Here is a 25,882-nt window from a genome sequence, read left to right as displayed (position 1 = left end):
TTCGCCGAAGTTTTATACCGCGCTAAAGATACAAAATTATCTAATCAGGCAATCGAAACCTTTAGCTAAATACTAACATATTCACTAAATGGTTACTATTATTGCAGGCACCAACAGGCCTAACAGTTCAACGCTCAGGGTGGCTTATTACTATCAAAAAACATTAGCTGCCAAAGGCCTCCAAACCAATGTATTTTCGCTGCTTGACTTGCCCGGGGATATTACCGTGAGCGACCTTTACGGCAAGCGTAGCGCAGCCTTTGAGCCCATACAGCAACTGGTAAGCGATACTCAAAAGTTCATTTTTGTGATACCGGAGTACAACGGCAGTTTCCCCGGTGTATTGAAAGTTTTTATTGATGCCTGTGCTTTTCCGCAGAGCTTTTATGATAAAAAGGTTGCCCTGGTGGGGATATCATCGGGCAAGTACGGCAACATACGCGGTATTGACCATTTTACGGGGGTTTGTAATTACCTGCATCTGAATGTGATGCCTTTAAAGATCCACATTACCTCCATCCGCGAGGAGTTGGATGCGGATGGTAATCTGATAAAAGAAGACACCATCAAGTTTACCAATGAGCAGATGGATAAGTTTATTAAGTATTAAGTGAAAGTATAAAGTTGAAAGTGCAAAGTTAAAAGCACTGCAAAACTTTCGACTTTGCACTTTATACTTTTAACTTACTTCGTTATCATCTTAGCAACAGCAAATGCAGCAATAGCAGCCAATGCACCAATGATAACCACTTTTATTGCGCCCCAAACGGGAGGTTGCCCCGTTACCTTACTTTTAAAGAAGCCAAAAACAAACAGGCAGATAAGCGTTACACCGCAGGAATAGTACAATGCCTCTTCGGAGTTTTTAATGAAAAAATAGGGTGATAGCGGGATGATGCCACCCACGATATACGATACGCCTATGGTGATGGCGCTTTGTGTGGCGCGGTTGGCTTCGGGTTTTTCCAGGCCCAGTTCGTAGCGCATCATAAAATCAACCCATTTATCTTTGTCTTTAGCCATCTCATCGGCAATCTCATTTTGCAGGTGCTCGGACAGGCCAAAATCGGCAAATACTTCTTTTACCTCGGCTTTCTCCTGTTCGGGGATGCGCTCAACCTCGGCGTACTCGCGGGCAAGCTCGGAGTTGTAGTGGTCGGCCTCGGTTTTACCAGCCAGAAAGCCGCCCAATCCCATGGCAATGGAACCTGCCACAATTTCGGCGATACCGGCGGTTACCACAATGGTTGATGAGTTAACCGCGCCCGACAAACCCGCCGCCAAAGCGAAAGGTACCGTTAAACCATCCGACATGCCAATAACAATATCGCGAATGGTATCTGAGCTTTTAAGGTGATGTTCGTCGTGGTGGTGATGATCCATAATGTTAAAGGTAGCGAGCATTATTAAGCCAAGCAATTAATTAAGCAGTTTAGGATGAATCTTGATTGTAGTTAATTAGTTTCAAACACGCTGTATATAAAATAATATATTTGCTCAATACAGCACAATACTATTGAAACCATTTCTCGCCATCGCTTTATTTTTCACTGCAGCAACCGTATTCGGCCAAACTAAAAACGATACCATACACATTGATACCGGGAAACACTTAAATGAGGTTTCGGTTAAAGGTTACCTTTCTGAAAGGCCCCTGCTTAATACCCCCGCATCTGTTGGTGTATTAACCGCGCAGCAATTACACCTTCAGTTCGATAATTCGTTGGTTAGCGTTATGAATACCATCCCGGGCATCAGGATGGAAGAACGCTCGCCGGGTAGTTACCGCCTGTCTATCCGCGGAAGCTTATTGCGCTCACCCTTTGGTGTACGTGATGTGAAGATCTATTTTGATGAGATACCTTTAACCGACGCGGGTGGCAACACTTACCTGCAGGCTATTGATTTTAACAGCATACAAAATATTGAGGTTTTAAAAGGGCCCGATGGCAGCTTGTTTGGCGCTAATTCGGGCGGTGTAGTGTTATTGAGCCCTGTTAATAAACGGGTAACAGATAGTTTTGTAAGCGGTGGTATTGATGTTGGCTCCTACCAATTGATGCATCAAAACATAGCGCTGCAGCAAACATGGGGTAATAATCAACTCAATATAAACCAGGCATACCAAAATTATGGCGGTTACCGGCAAAACAGCGCCATGCAGCGCAACTATTTCCAGTTGGTTGACAATCTTAAATATGGCACTGAAAACAGCTTGAAAGCTATTGGCTTTTACTCCGATCTTAACTATCAAACCCCGGGTGGATTGACTTTGCCCCAGGCATTTACAGACCCATCGCTTGCAAGGCTGCCAACGCCTGCTAATGCCGGGGCTATCGCTTTGAACGCGCACATCAATAACAAAATGTTTTTTGGCGGCCTGGTGAATGATTACAAGCTAAACAGCAGGTTGCGTAATGTGATAACTATTTATGGCACTCAAGTAGATTTTGTTAACCCATCGTTTACCGTATATGAGGAGCGTAATGAAAGTACGTATGGCTTGCGCACATATTTTGAGTTATCTGCAAAAAAAGAGGATCATTTAAAGTGGAAAATAAACCTGGGTTACGAGTGGCAGCAAACCAATTCGAATATCGGAGATTATGATAATAACCTGGGTAACAAAGCCGCACCACAAGCGCTCGATAATATCCATACCAATCAAAACTTTATATTTAGTCGTTTTACCGCCAACCTAACCGGCAAATTACTGATCGAGGCTGCATTGAGTTTAAACAATTACGGCTACGCTTTTCAAAACCTGTACCCGCTTAACCAAAGCGATTTTACCAACAGGTCATTTGATGCGCAGTTGATGCCGAGGCTGGCCCTGTCTTACCAAATAACCAATAATTTTATCGGGCGCGCTTCGGTAAGCCGCGGGTATTCCACACCATCAACAGGTGAGATACACCCTACCGACCATAGCATTAACCCCAACTTACAGGCCGAAGACGGCTGGAACTATGAAACCGGATTTAGGTTACAAAATGGCAGCGGGAGTATGCTGCTTGATGCCTCGGTATTTTTTTATAAACTGAACAATACCATTGTGCAACGCCAAAACAGCAGCGGGGCAAACTACTATATTAATGCGGGTGCTACAGACCAGCCCGGCTTTGAACTTTATTTTACCGATTGGTTCATCCGCCAAAACAATAGTGGCTTTTTTCGGGGTTTACAGTTTAACACAAGCTATACTTATAGCGGGTTTATCTTTGGGGATTACAGCGATGGGACGAACAACTATTCGGGTAATAAATTAACAGGAGTACCAAGGCAGGTTATTGTGAGCAGTTTAAATATGCTGTTACCACAACGGTTTTACTTTTTTATACAACATAATTTTACCGACAAACTTCCGCTGAATGATGCCAATACGGTTTATACAAATAGTTATCACCTGGTTGAAATAAAAACCGGCTGGAAGCATAACATTACCCACAAAACGCAATTGGAGCTTTTTGCGGGTGGCGATAATTTATTAAACCTGCGATACAGCTTAGGTAATGATATTAATGCAGCAGGCGGCCGATATTATAATCCGGCACCGCCGCGCAATTATTTTGCGGGGATGAATGTGCGCTTTTAAACTGAGAACTTCATCCAACCATTACCCTCATATCCAAAAATAAACTGTTTGGGGTAAATGATCTCGGCCAGTATTTCGACGGAGTCCACTATCCGCGGGCCCGATCTGTTAAAATACTGGTTACCATCGGCAATATACAGGCGGTTGTTTTTTACTGCTTTTAGTTCGCCAAATCCCGGTAAGGCAAGTATTACATCTATTTCCTTTAACGTTCGCTCTATATCAAAACCACAAGGGGTAATGATAATGATATCCGGATCTTCGGCTTTCAATACCTCCCAGCTGATAAATGGCGAGTGTTTACCATTTACAGCCAATACCGATTTTCCACCTGCTATTTCAACCATTTCGGGCACCCAGTTACCGGCAACCATTAAAGGTTCCATCCACTCAATACAGGCAACTGTAGGTTTATCAGCAATAAATTTAAGCTTATGGCGAATAATGTCCATCCGTTCTTCCAAACTTTCAATGAGCTGCATGCCTGCGTCAATGGTGTCCAGCTTTTGGGCAATGAGGGTGATATCCTTAAAAATATCGCCGAGGGTATTAGGTTGTACTGATATGATCTCGGCTTCTTTATCCAGCAGGTTTTCTAAAGCTTCTTCAACATCTTTAAGGCTTACGGCGCAAACCTCGCATTGGGCCTGGGTGAGTACCATATCGGGTTGAAGCTCTTTTATCAGTTCTTTATTTATGGTGTAGATGGATAAGGCATCTGTAAGAATTTCTTTTACTTTTTTATCTATCTCTAAACTGCTCGCTCCGGGGATGAACCTTACATCAGAGCACTGAGGTAATTTTTTTACCGATTCGGGATAATCGCACTCATGTGATACGCCAACAAGATTTTTTTCCAAACCTAAAGCGCAAACAATTTCAGTAGTAGCCGCCAGCAGCGAAACGATTCTTTTATCAGATACTTTATTCATTTGCGGCAAATGTACAAACAAATGTGATTGCTATTTATTGACAACAAAGCTTAATAAAAAGCGTATTACTATAATAGTTAACAAATAATTAACAGAAAACGCAAAATGAGGATAACTTTATAAGCCGATAACAAGTGTTAATACTACTTTTGGTGAACTAAAGTCCCCGATTTATATTAAATGAATATCCGTGCATTTACTTTTGGCATTGTTTACCTGCTGATTAGTCACCTGTGTAATGCACAAACATGTAGCGGCAGTTTTGGGCCTGCCCTGTTCACTCAAAATTTCGGTTCGGGTTCTTCAGTTATCGGCCCTGCATTATCAGCACCGGTAGGTACTTCATCATATACCTATTCGGGCAGTACGCCCCCTAACGATGGGCAGTACACCATTGCCAATTCAACAAATGGGATGTATGGTACCTGGTGGACCATACCCGACCATACCGGTAACCAGGGTTATATGATGGTGGTTAACGCTAAATTTGATCCGACAGATGCCGGTGGGGCAGTTTTTTATACCCAGCAGGCACCATTATGTATGAATACCACTTACCAGTTTAGTGTGTACTTTAAAAATCTTAATAAAGTTTCATCGCTTAAGCCAAACATTACCATTACCATATCAACTACAGGCGGCACACCTTTAAAAACGTATTTCACCAATGATATACCCGAAGATGCGAGCGATGCCTGGGGTAATGCCACTACATTTTTATTTACCACACCTGTTAATCAAAGTGATGTGGTAATAAAAATGGAAAACACAAACCATGGCGGCACAGGCAACGATTTCGCGATGGACGATATCACCATAAAACCATGCGGCCCTGTTATGGTAGCCGGCTTTGGGGCTGCTATATTACCAACTTACAATAATTGCTCGGGTACGCCACAAAAAGACACCCTATCTGTGCAGGTAGTTTCTACAGCGGGTTATATAAACCCGCAATACCAATGGCAGGTAAATGCAGGCAATGGCTGGAGCAATATTCCGGGTGCTACATCTTCCGCACCGTATATTTTTAATCAACCTGCCGCTGTTGGCACTTATCAATACCGGTTAGCCAGTGCCGATGGTACTAATATCAATACATCAAGCTGCCTTATCTATTCTAATTTAATTACTTTAACGGTAACACAGTCACCAACGGCTACGGCAAGTACTAATAATACAACAGTGTGTGAGGGCTCAAATGTAACCTTGAACGGCGGCGGCGGCAGCAGCTATAAATGGACCGACCCGAACGGGACGGTATTCAGTAACCTGCAAAACCCGGTTATCAGTAATATTACACCCGCGCAAGCCGGAAAATATACAGTTACGGTGACTTTAAACGGGTGCACAGATCAAAACAGTGTAACTCTTACCGTTCAGCCTAAAATTACCGCCACAGTTACCCCCACCAATACTACCATATGTGCAGGGGCAAGTACCCAACTGCTGGCATCGGGCGGAACAAGCTACACATGGTTACCAACTACCGGCTTATCTGACCCTAACATTGCTAACCCTGTTGCATCGCCAACAGAAACAACTACTTATACCGTAACTGCAACTACCGGTAGTTGCAGCAGTACGGCAACAGCAATTGTTAACGTAATTAAAGCCCCTATAGTTAGCGCGGGCGGGGCAAAAAGCATTATCATGGGCCAATCTGTAAGGTTAAACGGATCAATAAGTGGCACAGTTTTAACTTATTCATGGTCGCCGGCTACAAGCCTCGATAATCCAAATTCGTTAACGCCTTTAGCTACACCTACGGTGAGTACCACTTATACACTTACGGCAACATCATCATGTACTACGGTAACAGATACAGCAAGGGTAACCGTTTATGATAAAGTAATGGCTCCCAATGCATTCTCGCCCAATGGCGACAATATTAACGATACCTGGGACATTTTAGGTTTAGTTACTTACCCCGAAAGTGTGGTATCTGTTTATACCCGCAATGGGCAAATGGTGTACACCGTTAAGGGTTACAGCAAACCATGGGATGGAACTTATAACGGGAAAATATTACCTGAAGGAACGTACTATTACACCATCGACTTAAAAAACCAGGGGCCAATTATGTCGGGCTATGTTACCCTGATCAGGTAAACTAACTCAGATCATTTTGTTTTAACAGCCTTACTATCTTCACAAAACGGCGGTGGTATGTTTTGTCCATAGCGGTTATGGTTACGCCATGTTCTTTACCTGATGTGGAATGGATAAAAGTAGTGCCATCGTTATCATTAGACATGATAATGCCCACATGGCCAATACGACGACTGCGTTTGCTGGTACCTGTAAAAAGGATCACATCGCCGGGGCGGGCATCTGCCAGGGCTACCTTTTCTCCTACTGAAGCAAACTCATACGATGAACGCGGAACCTCGATACTAAAGTTTTTGAACACATAACTTACAAAGCCCGAGCAATCAAAACCGTGTACCGGGCTTGATGATGCTGAATGGTAACGCACGCCTATCAGCGTTTGCGCAAAGCTGAGCAGGTCATCAGCACATAATGTAGCGGCAACTCCATCATCATTATTATGGGTTGGTTTTGTATGTGAATAAGCTTTCGCGATATGGTTAATACCAAAAGCCGATGGTTTGCACACCGTAGCTACACAGGTTAACGTTATTACTAAAAGGGGAAATTTTAGTTTGATCATACTTTGCCCGCAAGATATTGCTTTTACCCTCTTGAGCAAAGCATGGTTAGGGCGAAAGTTTCAACAAAAAATGGCAGTTATTAACAATCAGCACGCATAAAAACCACACAACACACTAATATACTTATAGTTACTCCAACAGCAAAGTATCATCATCTTCAGTCAGGCTGAGCTGTACGGCATCCCTGCCGGCAATGCCATCAACCGAGCCACGGATGTGCGTGGCGTTAAGCAATACTTTATCCAGCTGTTTTTCGCGGGCTTTCCACAAACGTTCCATGGTTTCACGTTCTTTGAGAATAGACATGCGCATATCCATAAACCCTTCGCGGATGGCTTTCCACTGTGCAGCAAATTCCGACCCTGTAAGATAATCGTACAGGAGGTGCATTTTATCGCCCTTGTTTTCCTGCGATTTGGTGGCGCTATACAATCGCAATATGCTATCGCGCAATACATAAGCTACAGCTTTGGCTTCTTCGAACGAGCATATCCAAACACCATCCTTTTCGCCAAAGCAATCCATTCCTTTTGGATAGCATTGCGTTACAATAACCGCAACATCAACGCCGATATTACGCATGTCCTTTTTCAGCTTCTCTATCCATTCCATCGAAAACGCGCTGGTGCGTTTACTTTCGTAGATGATCTTACCACACTCCTGCCCGTTCTGGTTACGCACCACCTGCACACAATCGGCACCACGCACACCTTTACCAACTTCGGTGATTATATCGAATGGAAAGCTACTCCGAAGGAGTTCTTCCAATATCAGTTCTTGAACTTCGCCCTGTAATTGCATGGAGCCTTGTTCGGCTTTACGCTTCATTTCGTCAACCAGTTTTTTGTTGTCTTCTAACTGTTTGGTTAATTCCATTACACGCAATTGATGTTCGGTTTCTTTAACCAAGCCTTTTTCGTGCTCTTGCTTACGTATTTGTTCGGCCAACTCAGTACGCTGTTCCTGAAGTTTACGTTGCAGCTGCAGCTCCATCTCCGACTCCTTATTCTTCAGTTCCTGCTCACGCTTTAAAAACTCCAGCTCTTTTAGTCGGGATAGTTTCAGCTTCTCTTCAGCATCTTTATTATTGGTTTCCAGCAGTTGCAGTTTATTTTCAAAATCGGCGGCTATGGTTTTACGCAGGTTCTCTTCGAGGGTTAATTGCAGGGCCTTCTTCTCATCAGCCAGTTTTTGCTCAAAGGCCACTAATTGTTGCTGCTCCTTTTTACTAAACTCATCCAGTTTGCGTGTGTATTCCTCTTCCTTTTGTTTGGTAAAGGATACCATTTTTTCGCGCAGCTCTTTTTTATATTCCTCGGTCATGGCTTCCTCTAAAGGGAAAACATGAGCACAACTCGGACACTTAACTTCTGTAGCCATAATAAATTTTGTAATGATGAAGATAGCAACAAATAGCGATGGGTTTAAAACCCATCGCTATTTGTTGAAAAATTATTTCAGAAGAGCACTGTTTACGAAAGCACCTTCAACACATCAACCCTATCCTGTGCAAGCTGTATTTTTAGCTCATCCAACGAATTGAATTTAAAATCGCCTCGCACAAAATGATGGAAGTTAAGGCGGATGTTCTGATCGTAAATATCCCGGTCAAAATCGAAAATATTAACCTCAATATTACGCGACATACCGTTAATGGTTGGCCTGTGGCCAATATAGGCCATCCCTTTAAAAGTTTCTTTACCTATATCTACCGTTACCGCGAAAATGCCATCGCCGGGTATCAGTTTATAGCTTTCGCCGACAAGGATATTTGCCGTAGGATAACCTATCTGGCGGCCTATCTGGTCGCCGCGGATAACCTTACCGGTGATGAAAAACGGGTAGCCCAAGTATTGGTTGGCAAGAGCGGTATGATCGTTTAATAAAGCTTCGCGTATTTTTGTAGAACTTACTGCAACATCATTGATATCCTGCTCGGGAATCTCCATCACATCATACTCAAATTCGCGGCTCAGGCGTTGCAGGTCTTCCAAGCCGCCTTTGCGGTCTTTACCAAAGCGGTGATCATAACCGATGACGATCTTTTTCACACCGATGCGCGCCACCAATACATCATGTATATACTCCAGAGCCGAAAGGTTGCTAAAATCGCGCGAGAACGGGGTAACAATCAGGTGGTCTACCCCTAAGCCCTCCAATAGTTCAGCCTTTTCGTTTATGGTGGTGATGAGTTTGATATCCTGGTCTTCGGGGTGCAATATCATTCTCGGGTGCGGAAAAAAGGTAAGTATTACCGTTTCGCCGCCTATTTCGGCAGCAAGTTCCTGCAGCTTGGCAATTATTTTACGATGCCCGATGTGTACACCATCAAAAGTACCAATGGTGACTACGGCATTTTGGATAGGCTTAAAATCGTTAATGTTATGATATATCTTCATGAACCTGCGCTCCGGGGAAGCAATGCAAAATTACTTATTTTAATTCTTCGGTTGCTGTTTTTTGTTGGCGGATATGGTTTACCAGTTCCATTACCTCAAACGCCTCTTCGAGCTTAAAATTACCACTGCGTGTACGGCACAATTTCGAAAGGTAAGCACCATTGTTTAAAGCCTTGCCAAAATCATTCACCAGCGAACGGATATAGGTGCCCTTACTGCATACCACCCTAAAATCAACTTCGGGTAATTCAACGCGTGTTATTTCAAATTCGCTTACAGTTACAAAGCGCAGACGCAGTTCCACTTCTTCTCCGCGGCGTGCTTTTTCATACAAACGCTCGCCGTTTACTTTTACGGCAGAGTGCGCGGGCGGGTACTGTTGTATATCGCCGGTAAACTGTGCGCAGTTATCACGTATCTGCTCTTCGGTAAGGTTGCTTATGTCGAAGGTTTGGTCGGCATCGGTTTCCATATCGTAACTGGGCGTGGTTTCGCCCAATACCATGGTGCCTGTATATTCTTTTTCTTCGGCCTGGAAGGTGTCTATCTGTTTGGTGAGCTTACCCGTGCAAATAATGAGCAAACCAGTGGCCAATGGATCGAGCGTGCCGGCATGGCCCACTTTTAGCTTTTGGGGCTTTAGCGAGTTGCGTATTTTGCCTACCACATCAAAGCTTGTCCAGTTATAGGGCTTGTTGATGAGCAGCAGCTCGCCTTCGGCAAAATTAAAATCGCGGAATTTTATTGTTGAAGTATCCAAACAGAATCAAATAAAACGCAAAGATACTCAGAAAACAATTAAGCAGTAAGGTGCCCTGTAAAGTATAGCGCCAATAATACGACACCTGCCAGTATGCGGTAATAGCCAAACAGTTTAAAGCCCTTTTTCTCCAAAAAGGTAATAAAGGTTTTAATAGCCAGCATAGCTACGATGAAAGCAATGATATTACCGATAACCAAAAACTTGATCTGCTCACCGGTAAAGGTTGGCGATACATGTTTATGGTAATCCCAAACTTCTTTTAAAGTTGCACCAAACATTGTTGGGACAGCTAAAAAGAATGAAAACTCGGCAGCAGCAGTACGGGTTAGCTTTTGGCTCATACCACCAATAATAGTAGCGGCAGAGCGCGACATGCCCGGTATTACCGCCAAACACTGGAACATACCAATTTTTAACGCGGTTGGATAACCAATGTTTTCTTCTTTGGTAACAGTAGGTTTATTGAACCACTGATCGACAAACAGCAATACGATACCGCCTAATAATAAGGTGATAGCTACTGTAAGCGGGCTTTCCAACATCGCATCAATGTGTTTTTTTAATAGCACACCAACTATAATAGCCGGAATAACACCTACAACCAGTTTAAAATAAAAATCGAGCGATTTGAAAAAGCGTTTGTAATACAATACCACTACCGAAAGTATGGCGCCCAATTGAATGGCTACTTCAAAAAGCTTCACAAAATCAGACTTGGCTATACCCATAAATGAGCTGGCAATGATCATGTGGCCTGTTGACGATACCGGCAAAAACTCGGTAATGCCCTCCAATATGGCTAAAACAATAACGTGAAATAAATTCATGCCTATTTGCTTTCAGTTTTTTTGAATATTGCCCAAAAACCAATGCCAAAGCCGGTTAAAACTACTAAAGGAGCAACAATTATTTTGCGTGCCTCGTAAATATCGGTGGTTCCGCTCATCAGCGCAAAGCCTAAAATTATTACCGCTATTGATACGAACAGCAGCTGATAATTGGCTTTGCCAAATACCATTTGTGCCGGAGTGTGATTTGATTCTTTTTTTTGCGAAGCCGCTGTTCTAACGGGTTGCGCCAGGGGTGTTACTTGTTTTTGTGCCATTATCTGTAAAGATCGTAAATTTTTAAACGGAGGAATTTGTTAACAGCAAGGAAGGTGCTGAAGCCTGAAATAAATATACCTACACCTATCACCACTAAAAAGACTAAACCAAATTCGGTATAGTTTTGCAGGATGATGAGATCAGGTATTTGCTGATATGCCAGGTAAAGCATACCTATTAGTAAAACGATAGCTATTAAACCACCCAACAAACCATGCCATATACCATACAACAAAAACGGCTTGCGGATAAAGCCTTTTGTTGCCCCAACCAATTGCATGGATTTAATTAAGAAACGCTGTGAATAAATAGCTAAACGAATGGTATTGTTAATTAACGCTAATGATACTACCAGGAAAATAGCTGTGAAAGCCAGTATCACCAAAGTAATGGTAGCTATGCGGTCGTTCATCAGATCGACCAATGATTGTTGGTATATTACCTCTTTTACCAATGGATTTTTGAGCAGCTTGGCTTTAAATTGTGCAATGTTGGCATTGTTGGCATAATCGGCCTTAAGGTAAACATCGATAGATGACAGTAAAGGGTTATACCCCAGGAATTTCACAAAATCTTCGCCCAGGTCTTTTTGCAGATGCCGGGCGGCGAGCTCTTTACTTACATATTGCGTTTGCTTAACCTCAACATTGCCATCGAGTTGTTTTTGCAATTGCAGCACATCGGTTTCGCGGGCGGCATCGTTAACAATGATATTGAGAACGATATTTTCTTTTACGTAGCGCGACAGGTTGTTAAAATGAACCAGGATAAGCCCCAGCAAGCCCAGCATAAGCAGCACCATCGAAATACCAAGCACCGTTGATATATAAATAGACTTTGTTTTTTTTGCTGATACGCTTGGCTCAAATTCTTCCATGTAAACTCTCTTAGAATCGCGAAATTAAAAAATCATTCCCGTAAAGGTAAAATATTATTCTGTTTAAATTCTAAAGCGGGAATTGATTGCCGGGCTTTTTAACATAAATTAACTTGTTGGTTTATTGGTGTACCGGTTCTTTAGTTTATTAATGGTTGGTTTAAAACCGTTTGATGAAATGTTGGTTATCAGATAAAAGTATTGTAACCATGAAAAAAGACGCGAACTCAAAGGATAAACCATCGCCCGCAGATACACCGAGCAAGCATCCGCATGATGAGGGCCATAAAAGTGTGGTAAAAAAGCAGGATAAAATTTACCATGCTGATGAACCACACATCGGCGATATTGCCCAAAAGCACGAAAATGAAGAGCAACCGGTACATTCAGTGAAGAAATAGACACTTGATCGCCTGTCTGCAAGCAACGTTGCAATGTTTTCACTTGCACATCCGCGCATTTACTCATTTGCACATTACATTTGTACATGCGCCCCATTGATGAGTATTTTCTGAAACATGCCGAACCTATAAAAAGCTGCCTGCAATTTATGCGCGACCATATTCTCGGTTTTAATGAGCATATCACCGAAGTATGGCATTATGGTATGCCCTTTTATTATTATAAAGATAAGCGGCTTTGCTATTTGTGGGTGCATAAAAAACTGCAGCAACCATATCTGGGGATAGTTGATGGCAAGCTTATCGAACATTCAGAGTTGTTATTAGAAAAACGGGCGCGGATGAAGATATTGCTGATAAACCCGCTGGAGATTGATATTGCAACGGTTGATGAGATATTGAGGTTGGCGATCTCATTATTTGCTTAGCTATTAGCTTATGATTAAGAACTATTTTTTATACCTGCTGACATAGGATTGTCACTGCTTGATTTTTTCTTTGCCTTACATCTAAAAATAAATCAAATGGATATTATACAGACAGAGGCATTCAGCATTGCAGGTATCGCCATCAGAACCACTAATGAAAATGGCCAGGCAGCTATAGACATTCCAAAATTATGGGACAGGTTTTTATCTGAAAACATTATGGCGCTTATCACAAACAGAACTGACGATACCATTTACAGCGTTTATACAGACTATGAGCAAGACCATACAAAGCCATACACTACCCTTTTGGGTTGCAAGGTTAAAAACATTGATGAGATACCTGAAGAACTTACCGGAAAAACATTTGCGCCGGGTAAGTATGTAAAATTTACCGCGAAGGGAAAATTGGCTGATGGCATTGTTTACCAGGAATGGGTAAAGATATGGGGATCAGATATTCCCCGTGCTTTCACTGCCGATTTTGAAGTATACGGCACCAAGGCCCAAAACCCGGATGATGCCGAAGTTGATATATTTATTGCTGTGCAATAAGTTATTATTATATACATGGCATCCGCATGCCCGCAGGCTGGCATCTACTCATTTGCACATTAAATCACCAACCAACAATCAATTTTACTATTTTCGCACCTCAACACCCGAGCATACAGCGAAATGGATTATCAATTTAAAGACATCGAGAAAAAGTGGCAGGCCTTTTGGGCGGCCAATCAAACTTTTAAAGCCGACAATAACTCAGCAAAACCCAAGTACTATGTGCTTGATATGTTCCCTTATCCATCGGGTGCAGGGCTGCATGTAGGCCATCCGCTGGGCTATATTGCTTCCGATATTTTTTCGAGATACAAACGGCTGAAAGGGTTTAACGTGTTGCACCCGATGGGCTATGATTCGTTTGGTTTACCAGCCGAGCAGTATGCCATACAAACCGGGCAGCACCCGGCTATTACTACCGAAGATAACATTGCCACCTACCGCCGCCAGCTGGACCAGATCGGTTTCTCTTTCGACTGGAGCCGCGAGGTGCGCACCAGTTCGCCGGGGTATTATAAATGGACGCAGTGGATATTTATGCAGTTGTTTAATAGCTGGTACAATAAGGATGCTGATAAAGCTGAATCCATTGATGAATTGGTAAAAAAATTTGAGACCAACGGTTCTGCTAATATAAGCGCTGTTAGCGATGATGATACTTTAAACTTTACCGCTGATGAGTGGAAGGCAATGAGTCATGATGAGCAGCAGGCCGAATTATTAAAATATCGCTTAACTTATCTACGCGAAAGCACAGTGAACTGGTGTGCCGCATTGGGTACTGTGTTGGCTAACGATGAGGTGAAGGACGGCTTTAGCGAACGCGGCGGTTACCCTGTTGAACAAAAGAAAATGATGCAGTGGAGCATGCGCATTACCGCTTATGCCGAACGCCTTTTGCAGGGATTAGACAACATAGACTGGCCTGACCCTTTAAAAGAAATGCAGCGCAACTGGATAGGCAAGAGCATTGGCGCCATGGTAAAGTTTAAGCTGGAGCCTGGAAATAAAGATTTGGCTGCAGAATTACCTGCTTACCTTGAAGTGTTCACTACCCGTGTGGATACCATTTTCGGTGTATCGTATATGGTGATAGCGCCTGAGCATGAGTTGGTGCAGGCTTTAACTACACCGGAGCATAAAGCTGCCATTGATGCCTGCATTGCACAAACCAAAAAGAAAAGCGAGCTGGACCGCATGGCCGATACAAAAACCATTAGTGGAGCATTTACAGGCAGCCATGTGATAAACCCCTTAAGCGGCGAGAAGGTGCAGGTTTGGATTGCAGATTACGTATTGGCCGGTTACGGAACAGGCTGTGTTATGGGCGTACCTTCGGGCGATCAGCGGGATTATTTGTTTGCCAAGCATTTTGATCTGCCGATTGTGCCTATCATCGATATCCAAAACATTGAAACCGAAGCCGACCCGACAAAAGAAGGAAAATACATCAACTCCGACTTTATCAATGGCATGGAGTACAAGGAAGCAACTACCGCGGTGATTGCCAAACTGGAAAGCATAGGCATGGGCAGCGGCAAAACCAATTATCGCATGCGTGATGCCATTTTTGGCCGCCAGCGTTACTGGGGAGAGCCTGTGCCGGTTTACTTTAAGGATGGTTTGCCTCATTTGATAAAAGAAGAAGAACTACCGCTTATATTACCAGAAGTAGATAAATACCTGCCAACAGAAACCGGCGAGCCGCCATTGGCAAGAGCCGAAGGCTGGAAATACGCTGAGGATGCCGCTTATGAGTTAAGCACCATGCCGGGCTGGGCTGGCTCAAGCTGGTATTGGTACCGCTATATGGATGCCCAGAACGGCAGTGAATTTGCTTCGCGCGAAGCTATTGATTACTGGAAAGATGTTGACCTGTACATTGGCGGCAGCGAGCACGCTACAGGCCACTTGTTGTACAGCCGTTTTTGGAATAAGTTTTTGAAGGATATAGGCAAAGTTGGCGAGGAAGAGCCTTTCAAAAAGTTGATCAACCAGGGGATGATTCAAGGGCGTTCGAACTTTGTATATCGTGTGAACGATGCGGACGGCCGTGGCACCAACACCTTTGTTTCTAACGGGTTAAAATCTCAGTACAATACCTCGGCATTACATGTTGATGTAAATATTGTTGAGAACGATATTTTGGATACTGTCAAATTCAAAAAATGGCGCGATGATTTCGCTAATGCTGAGTTTATATTGGAAAACGGCAAGTACGTTTGTGGTGTGGAAGTCGAAAAAATGTCGAAATCCAAGTTCAACGTAGTCAACCCGGATGACATTATTGAGCGTTACGGCGCGGATACCTTGCGCATGTACGAAATGTTCTTAGGCCCGTTGGAGCAAAGCAAGCCTTGGAATACAAACGGTATTGAGGGTGTATTCAAATTTCTGCGTAAGTTTTGGAGGTTATTCCATAATGATGCATGGGAGTTTAATGTGTCTGATGCAGAGCCATCAAAAGCTGAATTGAAATCGTTGCATAAGATCATCTTGAAAGTACAGGAAGATGTGGAGCGTTTCTCGTTCAATACTTCGGTTTCCAGCTTTATGATCGCGGTAAACGAACTGACTGACCTGAAATGTAATAAACGTTCGGTATTGCAGGATATGGTGGTGATATTATCGCCATACGCACCGCATATTTGCGAGGAACTTTGGACGTTGTTAGGTAATGAAGCAGGCAGCCTGTCGTATGCGGCTTATCCTAAATTTAATCCGGAGTACCTGGTGGAGAACGAGTTCTCATACCCTATCTCGGTTAACGGTAAAACAAAAACGAATATCAACTTCGCGTTAAGCCTTGATGTGAAAGAGGTTGAAGCGCAAATATTAGCCAATACCGATCTGCAAAAATACCTGGATGGTAAAGCCATTAAAAAGGTAATTGTGGTGAAGGGCAGGATAATTAATATAGTGGTTTAGATACCAATTCGTCAGCATAACTTTTACGAATGCCTGCAGTTTGCGGGCATTTTTTTTGTTAGTACTGTAACAAACACCCCTAACCAAATAAATATTTACAATTTTGGCGTATAAGGGTGTAACAATTAGCCTATTTTTGCCTCCAATAACAAAAACTGAAAACATGAAACGTTTCTATATACTTATAGCCATATTATTTTTTGCCATTAGTACCAAAGCCCAGCTTGGCGGCGGGGCCAGTGTTGTGGGCAAAATTTCGGGTGTTGTACTCGATTCTATTACCAGAAAACCTTTGGATTACGCTACTATAGCTGTTTACAGGAGCAAAGGAAAAGTACCTTTGAATGGTGCAGTGACTGACGAAAAAGGTGTTTTTAAATTAAACGATACAAAAATAGGGAAATACAAAATTGTTGTTTCCTTTATTGGCTATCCTTCAAAAACTATCGACCCGGTTGAAACTACGCCATCAAAACCCGATTTTAATATGGGCACTATTTTGATAGCACCATCAGGTAAGGCTTTGAAAGCGGTAAATGTAGTGGGCGAAACTCCGATCATCGAAAACAAGATAGATAAGATCGTTTTTAATGCTGAAAAAGACATCACTTCGGCTGGTGGTAATGCTACCGATGTTTTACGTAAAGTGCCCCTGGTATCGGTTGATATTAATGGCAACGTATCCTTACGTGGCGATCAAAATGTAAGGGTGCTGATCAATGGCAAGCCTTCGGGCGCTATGGCTAACAATCTGGCCGATGTTTTGAAATCCATCCCTGCCGATCAGATCAAAAATGTGGAGGTGATCACTTCGCCATCTGCCAAGTACGACGCGGAAGGTTCTGCGGGTATCATCAACATTGTTACCAAAAGCAGGAGCATCAGCGGTGTAAGCGGTTCGATAAGCGGGGGTATTGGTACGCGCCAAAACAATGGCAACGCCAACCTTAATATTAACCAAAACCGTTTAAGCGTAACCGGTAATTTTGGCGGTAACTTTACCTGGCCACAAACCAGCAGCACGGTTTCGGGTATTGATTTTGACGCGACACACTTTACACACTCCAATAGCTCAACCAAAATAACCAGGTATGGCTACCGTGGCTCGGGTAACCTGAGTTATGATATTAACAGCTATAACAGCTTTACATCAACCATTGCGTTAAACCAGGGTGGTTTTAAAGCTGATGGTAATACTGCTTCGGTTGCCGATACAGGTTTAATTACGCCTTACAATTATATATCAAAAAATAACAGCGAAACTACTTTTGGTGGATTTGACTGGAATAATGATTTTGTACACAAGTTTAAAAAAGACGGCCACCAGATTGATATTGCCGGTCAGTGGAGCCATGGTATCACGGATTTCAGTTCGACATCGCTGTACTCAACCAAACAGTTTAAAGATTTGCGTTCGGCAAATAACGGTGCCAACAATGAGTACACTTTGCAAGCAGATTATACACTGCCTGTAAATGATAAGTTTAAGTTTGAAGGCGGTGGAAAAACAATTATCCGCCGCATTGAAAGTGTGTTCAAAAATTACGAAGGTGTATCAAACGGTACAGACCTTACTGCCGACCCGAGTAGTTTTACTTTTAACTCACTTACATCCAACAATTACAACTACAACCAGGATATTTATGCTGCATACAGCGTGTTAACTTTCACCTTACCTAAAGCTTATGCCTTGCAGGTAGGCGCCCGTGTAGAGAATACAAGGATAGAGGGGCAGCCTGTATCATCTACCCCGGGTTTGGTACCATTCAGCAACCAGTATACTATTTTTATACCTACGCTGGCTTTATCAAAAACCATCAAGAACAATACTTTTAAATTAACTTATACCAAACGTATACAAAGACCAAGCTTAACTTATCTTAACCCATTTGTTAATCAAAGTAATGCAACAGCTATAACTGTGGGTAATCCGGAATTACAACCCGAAATATCGCAATATGGCGAGTTAAACTACTCTACATTTATTGGTGCCTCGGTAATTAACTTGTCGGCTTATTACAAATACACCAATAATTTAATTGAAAGTATTGGCAGCAACCTTGGCGGAGATAATAAGGTTACCATAAACCGCTACCAAAACATTGGCTCAAACAGTTCATGGGGCACCAGCTTTTTTGGTTCGATAAACCCGGTTAAAATTTTAACTATCCGGGGAAGTATTAATGCTTTCACTTACAGCCCAAGCCCGCAAGGGACTTTTTCTACAGCGCAAACAGATTTTAATACCTACATATCTTACAATGCTTTTTTAAGCGGCTCATTAAGTTTTTCGAATGGTTTTTCGGCAGAGTCATTCGTAATATTAAATTCATCGCGCCGTACCATACAAGGCGAAACTCCATCATTCAGCTTATGGATAGTGGGCCTCAAAAAAGAGTTTTGGAACAAACAGGCAAGCGTTGGTGTAAATACTTTCGATCCGTTTAAAGAGAACAAAGCGTTCAACAGCCTTGTAAAAGGTAACGGTTATACACAATTCAGCAATACGCAGTTTCCGTTCCGTTCGTTCGGGTTCTCGTTTAGCTACCGCTTTGGTAAGGTTAAATTTGCCGACCCTAGCGACCCTACACAAAAGAAAACCAAAGGTGTTAATAACGACGACTTAAAAGGCGGCGACGGCGGTAACAGCCCGCGTTAATATTATTGCCGGTGAAGACACCGGCGATAGAGGATAAACAAAAAAGCCTCCCGGTGTTAAATCGGGAGGCTTTTTTGTTTCACAGCGGTAAGATTTGACAACTTTTAAAAAGTTGTCAAATCTATGTAGGTATTAATTGAACCTCTCTTTTAAATACTTACCCGTGTACGATTTTTTCTCTTTGATGATATCTTCGGGCACACCTTCAAAAATTACTTTACCGCCGTTATTGCCACCTTCGGGGCCTATGTCTATCACCCAGTCGGCGCATTTTATAACGTCCATATTGTGTTCTATCACAATAATAGTATTTCCATGCTCTAACAATGCATTGAAAGATTTGAGCAACTTTTTGATATCATGAAAGTGCAAACCTGTTGTAGGTTCATCAAATATAAACAGCGTTTTATGCGCGTTGTTGCCTTTTACCAGGAAAGATGCCAGCTTAATGCGCTGCGCCTCGCCGCCTGATAATGTATTTGACGATTGCCCCAAATGCACGTAGCCTAAACCTACATCAACCAATGGTTTTATTTTGGCCAGTATCTTTGGCTCTTTGGCAAAGAACTCAAGGGCCTCATCGATGGTCATGTTCAGAATATCGTCAACGTTCTTTTCGTTGTAGGTAACATCCAACACATGTTGTTTAAAGCGTTTGCCTCCGCAGCTTTCGCAGGTGAGGAAGATATCGGCCATAAATTGCATCTCTATCTTCACTTCGCCCTCGCCCTGGCAGGTATCGCAACGGCCACCCTCCACGTTAAACGAAAAGGCCGATGGTTTTAAGCCCGCAGCTTTTGCCGCCGGCTGTGTAGCCAGCAAATTCCGTATCTCATCCCAGGCTTTAACATATGTTACCGGGTTTGAGCGCGATGAGCGGCCTATAGGGTTTTGGTCAACCATTTCAACGGCCTCTATCATTTTATAGTCGCCCTCAATGCTGTCATAAGCGCCGGTTTGCTCGCCGTTATAGCTACCTAATGCCTTTTGCAGTGCCGGGGCTAAAATACGTTTCACCAAACTTGTTTTACCTGAGCCCGATACACCTGTAACTACCGTTAATACCCCAACAGGAAATTTCGCTGTCACGTTCTGCAGGTTGTTTTCGCGGGCACCGCGTATCTCTATCGAGTCGGTCCATTTGCGGCGGTGGGTTGGGATGGCAATCTCTTCCCTTCTGCTCAGGTACTTGCCAGTAAGGCTATGGTCGTCAACAATGATCTCGGGGTAAGTGCCTGTAAATATCAGGTTGCCGCCATTGGTACCGGCTTCGGGGCCAATATCAATCAGATAATCGGCGGCCTGCATTATTTCTTCTTCGTGCTCAACAATAATAACGGTGTTACCTACATCACGTAAGGATTTTAATACACCTATCAGCTTCTGGGTATCGCGCGGGTGCAGGCCAATGCTTGGCTCATCCAAAACATATATCGATCCTACCAAACTACTGCCCAAAGAAGTGGCTAAATTTATACGCTGCGACTCCCCTCCCGACAAGGTATTGGATAACCTGTTCAACGTGAGGTAACCTAAGCCAACATCGTTTAAAAAGTTAAGGCGGTTAACTATCTCTAACAGCAAGCGTTTGGCTATTTTTTCATCGTGCGCGTTCAATTTCAGGTCGCGGAAAAACTCGTAGGCTTTATCCAGCGGCATCAGCACAATATCGGTTATCGACCGGCCATCGATCTTTACATATGATGCATCCATGCGCAGGCGGCTCCCCTTACAATCGGGACAATTGGTTTTACCGCGATAGCGCGACAGGATAACCCGGTATTGTATTTTATAGGTTTGGGCTTCCAGTTCTTTAAAAAAGTCGTCCAGTCCGCTAAAATATTTATTACCCGTCCACAATAGTTTCTGTTGTTTATCGGTAAGCTGGTTGTATGCGCGATGTATCGGAAAATCAAATTTCAGCGATTCTTTGATCAGTTTATCATTCCACTCGCGCAGTTTTTCGCCACGCCATGGGGCAATAGCTCCTTCATAAATGGTTTTACTTTTATCGGGGATAACCAGGTCTTCATCAATACCTATTACCTTGCCATAACCTTCGCAACGCTTACACGCACCATACGGGTTGTTAAAGCTAAAAAAGTTTGCCGATGGTTCTTCAAACTTAATCCCATCCAGCTCAAACCTGTCGCAAAAGAATTTTTCCTGCTCTTCGTCATCGCCACTGCGGTAACGTACATAGCAATCGCCCTTGCCTTCAAAAAATGCGGTCTGGGCCGAGTCGGCAGCACGGCTCAGGGTTTCCTCTTCATTGTTTTTGTTGATACGATCGATCACGATACGGATCTGGCCACCACCTTCTAAAGATTTATCGGTGATGGTAGCGTCCTCCAACAAATCCTCTATTCTGGATAATTTACCCATGTACTCCACACGTACAAAGCCTTTCTGCATCAGTACGGCCAGTTCTTCTTTAAGGTTGCGGTTATTATGCGGGTGCAATGGGCCTAAAATGGTAACTGTTGTATCATCTGGCAGCGACGCGATAAAGTTCACCACATCGGTAACTGTATCTTTTTTTACGATATTGCCCGATACCGGCGAAATGGTATGCCCTATACGTGCGAAAAGCAGTTTCAGATAATCATATATCTCGGTTGATGTACCTACGGTTGAGCGTGGGTTGGATGTTATTACCTTTTGCTCGATAGCTATGGCCGGGGCAATACCTTTTATATAATCAACTTCGGGCTTATTCATGCGGCCCAAAAACTGGCGCGCGTATGAGGAGAGGCTCTCTACATAACGGCGCTGCCCTTCAGCATATAACGTATCAAAAGCCAGAGAAGATTTACCCGAACCCGACATGCCTGTTATAACTACCAACTTATTTTTAGGTATTGCAACGTCCATATTTTTAAGATTATGAACCTTTGCACCCTTAATGATGATATTTTTCTTTGAATCTTTTTCTAACTCGTTATTCATCTAAATGTAAAAAACTCCTGCAGTTTGTGTAAAAAGAACTTTATTCGTAAATTGTATTGTGGTTTCAAAAATATGGCTAAGTGTTCAATAAAAAATCAGAACATTGCAATTATATTTTGATAATCCGCAAAATTATTGTTTCATTTGAAAATTAAACTATTCGTTAACTAAATAATCCAATATAGAAGCAACTCTACTTTAATAATAATCGTATATCATTAAACAAAGAAAGTTGTAGTACTATGGATTTTCAAACGAAAAGTGACCAGGAGCTGATCCATCTATATATCGGGGGTGATGAAAAAGGCTTAGCCGAACTCATCCGCCGTTACCAGGGGAAAATTTACACATCCATTTATTTATTAGTTAAGGATAGCGACCTTGCTGAAGACATTTTTCAGGATGCCTTTATCAAAGTTATTCATACCTTAAAAGCAGGCCGCTATAATGAGGAGGGTAAGTTTTTGCCCTGGGTTATCCGCATAGCGCATAATTTGGTGATAGACCATTTTAGAAAAGAAAAGCGCACACCAGTTATTAATAACGGCGATGACTTTGATATTTTTGAAGTATTGGGCCGTTATGATGAAAGCACCGAAGACCGCTTGGTACGCGAGCAAACACACCGCGACCTGAAAACGCTGATACACCTTTTACCATCTGAGCAAAAGGAAGTATTGATTATGCGCCACTACGGCGATCTGAGCTTTAAAGAAATAGCCGATATTACAGATGTGAGCATTAACACCGCGCTGGGCCGTATGCGCTACGCGTTAAATAACCTGCGCAAAATGATGCAGAGTAAAGAAATGAGTTTGAAAGGGTAAATAACCCGGATACACTACAGCTTTTAGGTGCTGAATATTGAATGAGTTTTCATTTAGTATTCGGCATTTTTGTTTTACAGGGTAACAAAAATGAAATTAATTTCATGTTAGCATACCTAACATGAAATTTATGCGTTTGCATAATGTTGATTTTCTCCTCAAAAACGCACTTTTTCATTTCTTCGAACCCATATAATGAATGAAGATGAAAAAAAGATGAAAAAAAGATGATTTGGTAAAATAATTTATCACAGCTATCGTTTTACTTTGTATAAAACTGAGCTTATGATAGAAACATTTACAAAACAATCACCAATCACCAGTAATGGTATAGAAATGGAACGTCACAACCACAATGAACACCTGGGAGATGACGAATTATCATTCTATAATTCGTTAACCGGCAAACTTGATTCAATTCAATGCCAACCAAAGGCGCAAACGCTGCAAAACATTCTCAATTATTCTGAAAATTTCAATTCAGTAAAATAATAGCGGCCAAAAACGCCGCTGTTATTATATTTGCGAATGCTAAAAAGAGAGCGTTACCAGCATTTTGTTGATTATTTTTCAAAACATCAGCCTGAAGCTGTTACCGAGTTGCATTATGGCAATCCGTTTGAGTTGCTTATAGCGGTTATCCTGTCGGCACAATGTACCGATAAGCGCATTAATCAAATTACGCCCGCACTTTTTCAGCGTTACCCTACGCCCGAATCTTTAGCCGAATCCACACCCGACGAGGTGTTTACTTATATCCGCAGCGTAAGCTATCCTAACAATAAAGCCAAACACTTAGTTGGGATGGCTAAAATGTTAGTGAGCGATTTTGGCGGCGTAGTACCCAGCGAAATTGACCAGTTGCAGAAAATGCCGGGCGTGGGCCGTAAAACCGCTAATGTTATCGCATCGGTAGTTTATGATGCACCAGCTATCGCGGTGGATACGCATGTATTCAGGGTATCGAACAGGATTGGCCTTACTACTAAAGCCACTACACCGCTGGCAGTTGAAAAGCAGTTAGTAAAATACCTGCCGCAAGAAACTTTAGCCATAGCCCATCATTGGCTGATACTGCATGGCCGTTATATTTGCGTGGCACGCAGCCCTAAATGCGAGATATGCCCGCTCACCTGGTTTTGCAAGTATTATGAGCAAACGCACACCGAAGCCTACCTGTTAAAAGCCGAAGCAGCTGAGCAAAAAAAGGCGGAATTAGCGAAAAAGAAACGTAAGCTTGATGTGATAAGCAAGGAGTTAAAGAAGAGGAGTGTGACGTAGTTGTTGACGTTTAAGGCCTAAATTTCGTATATTTGTGTGACCGCTGATTAGCTTTGATTAGTAAGATTACGTTGATTTTGTTTTTTGAAAAAACACATGTTTTTACCTGATTTTTGAAATATGGCAGGTTGCGACATTTATAATTTATTACCTTTCTTAGTGATGGCCACGCTTTGCTCGCCATGACATGGTGGCAAAATCACCTGTTTTACGTTCTTTTTAAGATTGAAGCCCTGCTCACTACTTCAATGTTGATAAATGACCAAAAAAGTTATTGTGATAATACCCATATTTACCCAAGTGCACTTTCAAGGATTGATTGATTTATTGATTAAATATTTTAAATCAATAAATATAAAACACCTCCTTTTTAGCATCACAAAAACAACCAAAAAATATTTTACCAAAAATATTAGTAAATACCAATAATATTAGTAATTTTGTTTCATACAATTAGAACATGAGCAGCGTAGAAAAATTAAAAGCATTACAGCTTACTTTAGATAAGCTTGAAAAATCATACGGAAAAGGTACCATTATGAAACTTGGTGATACCGCCATTGAGCCGATAGAAGTAATTTCGACAGGTTCATTAGGCCTTGATATCGCTTTAGGTGTTGGCGGTTTGCCAAAAGGCCGTGTGATAGAGGTTTACGGTCCGGAGTCATCAGGTAAAACCACTTTGGCCATCCATGCCATTGCCGAGTGCCAGAAAAAAGGCGGCATTGCAGCCTTTATTGATGCGGAGCATGCTTTTGATAAATACTACGCTAAAAAATTAGGCGTTGATGTAGAGAACCTGCTGATATCGCAACCTGATAATGGTGAGCAAGCCTTAGAAATTGCCGATAACCTGATCCGTTCGGGCGCTATTGATATTATCGTGATCGACTCGGTTGCAGCTTTGGTACCTAAAAGCGAGATAGAAGGTGAAATGGGCGATTCTAAGATGGGCTTACAGGCACGTTTAATGTCGCAAGCCCTGCGTAAGCTAACCGGCACCATAAGCAAAACAGGATGTTGCTGTATCTTCATTAACCAGTTACGCGAAAAGATAGGTGTAATGTTTGGTAACCCTGAAACCACTACCGGTGGTAACGCTTTAAAATTTTATGCTTCGGTACGTTTGGATATCCGCAGGATATCGCAGATAAAAGATACCGACGAAGTATCGGGTAACCGTGTGAAGGTAAAGATCGTGAAAAACAAAGTGGCACCGCCATTCCGTATAGCCGAGTTCGACATTATGTTTGGCGAGGGTATATCAAAAGCCGGCGAGATCATTGACCTGGGTGTTGAGTACGATATCATCAAAAAAGCAGGTTCATGGTTTAGCTATGGCGATACCCGCCTGGGCCAGGGCCGCGATGCGGTGAAGCAGTTGATACTGGATAACCCTGAACTGATGGAAGAATTAGAAGGCCGGATAAAAGAAACCGTAACCGGCGATAAGCTGGAAGAGAAAGTTTAATTTGAAGGCAACCAATTTACAAAGCCCGCTGTATTG

Annotated in this window: 22 protein-coding genes; 12 read left to right on the top strand and 10 right to left on the bottom strand. The window is 42.6% G+C overall.

The genetic code is table 11. The features are described 5' to 3' along the window. Positions 1–88 precede the first annotated feature (88 nt). The gene (locus tag KXQ82_RS04115) at positions 89–610 is read left to right on the top strand and encodes an NADPH-dependent FMN reductase (protein WP_219486862.1); all 522 of its coding nucleotides are present in this window, start codon (positions 89–91) and stop codon (positions 608–610) included. Positions 611–684: 74 nt separating this feature from the next. Here the strand turns inward: KXQ82_RS04115 and KXQ82_RS04110 are convergent, their stop codons facing one another. Continuing rightward, positions 685–1,404 (bottom strand): VIT1/CCC1 transporter family protein, encoded by a 720-nt coding sequence (locus tag KXQ82_RS04110; RefSeq protein WP_255563407.1) that lies wholly within the window; start codon positions 1,402–1,404, stop codon positions 685–687. Positions 1,405–1,516: 112 nt separating this feature from the next. Between KXQ82_RS04110 and KXQ82_RS04105 the strand changes: the two genes are divergently transcribed. After that, positions 1,517–3,595 carry a TonB-dependent receptor gene (locus KXQ82_RS04105; protein ID WP_255563406.1) on the top strand — a complete coding sequence of 693 codons (2,079 nt, stop codon included), beginning with the start codon at positions 1,517–1,519 and terminating at the stop codon, positions 3,593–3,595. On the opposite strand, the gene KXQ82_RS04100 is transcribed toward KXQ82_RS04105, so the two are convergent. Then, positions 3,592–4,527 carry a cobalamin-binding protein gene (locus tag KXQ82_RS04100; protein ID WP_219486861.1) on the bottom strand — a complete coding sequence of 312 codons (936 nt, stop codon included), beginning with the start codon at positions 4,525–4,527 and terminating at the stop codon, positions 3,592–3,594. The genes KXQ82_RS04105 and KXQ82_RS04100 overlap by 4 nt on opposite strands. A 180-nt stretch (positions 4,528–4,707) precedes the next feature. Between KXQ82_RS04100 and KXQ82_RS04095 the strand changes: the two genes are divergently transcribed. Next, entirely contained in the window at positions 4,708–6,636 is a 1,929-nt protein-coding gene (locus KXQ82_RS04095) for a T9SS type B sorting domain-containing protein (RefSeq protein ID WP_219486860.1), read from the top strand. Position 6,637: 1 nt separating this feature from the next. Here the strand turns inward: KXQ82_RS04095 and KXQ82_RS04090 are convergent, their stop codons facing one another. The 7 genes from KXQ82_RS04090 to KXQ82_RS04060 form a co-directional block, all read right to left on the bottom strand. Beyond that, entirely contained in the window at positions 6,638–7,198 is a 561-nt protein-coding gene (locus tag KXQ82_RS04090; RefSeq protein ID WP_219486859.1) for a C40 family peptidase, read from the bottom strand. 130 nt (positions 7,199–7,328) lie between these two features. Next, on the bottom strand, positions 7,329–8,579 hold the full coding sequence (locus KXQ82_RS04085) for a DUF2130 domain-containing protein (RefSeq protein ID WP_255563405.1): 1,251 nt from the start codon (positions 8,577–8,579) through the stop codon (positions 7,329–7,331). Positions 8,580–8,671: 92 nt separating this feature from the next. Then, complete coding sequence (locus KXQ82_RS04080) at positions 8,672–9,598, bottom strand: bifunctional riboflavin kinase/FAD synthetase (protein WP_219486858.1); 927 nt, start codon at positions 9,596–9,598, stop codon at positions 8,672–8,674. A gap of 34 nt (positions 9,599–9,632) precedes the next feature. Further along, positions 9,633–10,358 carry a tRNA pseudouridine(55) synthase TruB gene (gene truB, locus KXQ82_RS04075; protein ID WP_219486857.1) on the bottom strand — a complete coding sequence of 242 codons (726 nt, stop codon included), beginning with the start codon at positions 10,356–10,358 and terminating at the stop codon, positions 9,633–9,635. Positions 10,359–10,396: 38 nt separating this feature from the next. After that, complete coding sequence (locus KXQ82_RS04070) at positions 10,397–11,188, bottom strand: undecaprenyl-diphosphate phosphatase (protein ID WP_219486856.1); 792 nt, start codon at positions 11,186–11,188, stop codon at positions 10,397–10,399. 2 nt (positions 11,189–11,190) lie between these two features. Next, positions 11,191–11,466 carry a DUF3098 domain-containing protein gene (locus KXQ82_RS04065; RefSeq protein WP_219486855.1) on the bottom strand — a complete coding sequence of 92 codons (276 nt, stop codon included), beginning with the start codon at positions 11,464–11,466 and terminating at the stop codon, positions 11,191–11,193. After that, the gene (locus tag KXQ82_RS04060) at positions 11,466–12,344 is read right to left on the bottom strand and encodes a cell division protein FtsX (protein ID WP_219486854.1); all 879 of its coding nucleotides are present in this window, start codon (positions 12,342–12,344) and stop codon (positions 11,466–11,468) included. The genes KXQ82_RS04065 and KXQ82_RS04060 overlap by 1 nt, the downstream gene beginning before the upstream one ends. A gap of 209 nt (positions 12,345–12,553) precedes the next feature. On the opposite strand from KXQ82_RS04060, the gene KXQ82_RS04055 reads away from it, so the two are divergent. The 5 genes from KXQ82_RS04055 to KXQ82_RS04035 all read left to right on the top strand — a co-directional run bounded on the left by KXQ82_RS04055 (position 12,554) and on the right by KXQ82_RS04035 (position 19,318). After that, positions 12,554–12,745 carry a hypothetical protein gene (locus KXQ82_RS04055; RefSeq protein ID WP_219486853.1) on the top strand — a complete coding sequence of 64 codons (192 nt, stop codon included), beginning with the start codon at positions 12,554–12,556 and terminating at the stop codon, positions 12,743–12,745. A gap of 86 nt (positions 12,746–12,831) precedes the next feature. After that, positions 12,832–13,173, top strand: coding sequence for a DUF1801 domain-containing protein (locus KXQ82_RS04050; protein ID WP_219486852.1), 342 nt, complete (start codon positions 12,832–12,834; stop codon positions 13,171–13,173). Between the two features lie 96 nt (positions 13,174–13,269). Then, entirely contained in the window at positions 13,270–13,728 is a 459-nt protein-coding gene (locus KXQ82_RS04045; RefSeq protein WP_219486851.1) for a GyrI-like domain-containing protein, read from the top strand. Between the two features lie 123 nt (positions 13,729–13,851). Further along, entirely contained in the window at positions 13,852–16,659 is a 2,808-nt protein-coding gene (gene leuS, locus KXQ82_RS04040; protein WP_219486850.1) for a leucine--tRNA ligase, read from the top strand. Positions 16,660–16,822: 163 nt separating this feature from the next. Beyond that, positions 16,823–19,318 carry a TonB-dependent receptor gene (locus KXQ82_RS04035; RefSeq protein WP_219486849.1) on the top strand — a complete coding sequence of 832 codons (2,496 nt, stop codon included), beginning with the start codon at positions 16,823–16,825 and terminating at the stop codon, positions 19,316–19,318. A gap of 132 nt (positions 19,319–19,450) precedes the next feature. Here KXQ82_RS04035 and uvrA read toward each other — a convergent pair whose 3' ends face one another. Next, positions 19,451–22,267 carry an excinuclease ABC subunit UvrA gene (gene uvrA / locus KXQ82_RS04030; protein ID WP_219486848.1) on the bottom strand — a complete coding sequence of 939 codons (2,817 nt, stop codon included), beginning with the start codon at positions 22,265–22,267 and terminating at the stop codon, positions 19,451–19,453. A gap of 242 nt (positions 22,268–22,509) precedes the next feature. On the opposite strand from uvrA, the gene KXQ82_RS04025 reads away from it, so the two are divergent. From KXQ82_RS04025 to recA, 4 genes are all read left to right on the top strand, one after another. Next, a complete protein-coding gene (locus KXQ82_RS04025) occupies positions 22,510–23,094 on the top strand; it encodes an RNA polymerase sigma factor (protein WP_219486847.1) in 585 nt (194 codons plus the stop codon). A 285-nt stretch (positions 23,095–23,379) separates the two neighbouring features. After that, entirely contained in the window at positions 23,380–23,586 is a 207-nt protein-coding gene (locus KXQ82_RS04020) for a hypothetical protein (protein WP_219486846.1), read from the top strand. Between the two features lie 36 nt (positions 23,587–23,622). Beyond that, positions 23,623–24,375, top strand: a complete 753-nt coding sequence (nth, locus tag KXQ82_RS04015) for an endonuclease III (RefSeq protein ID WP_219486845.1) — start codon at positions 23,623–23,625, stop codon at positions 24,373–24,375. A gap of 460 nt (positions 24,376–24,835) precedes the next feature. Beyond that, positions 24,836–25,846: a recombinase RecA gene (recA, locus tag KXQ82_RS04010; RefSeq protein ID WP_219486844.1), complete on the top strand. Its 1,011-nt coding sequence runs from the start codon at positions 24,836–24,838 to the stop codon at positions 25,844–25,846. Positions 25,847–25,882 lie beyond the last annotated feature (36 nt).

It is taken from the genome of Mucilaginibacter rivuli (assembly GCF_019391655.1).
Lineage (GTDB): Bacteria > Bacteroidota > Bacteroidia > Sphingobacteriales > Sphingobacteriaceae > Mucilaginibacter > Mucilaginibacter rivuli.
This window is presented reverse-complemented; position numbering and strand designations above follow the sequence as displayed.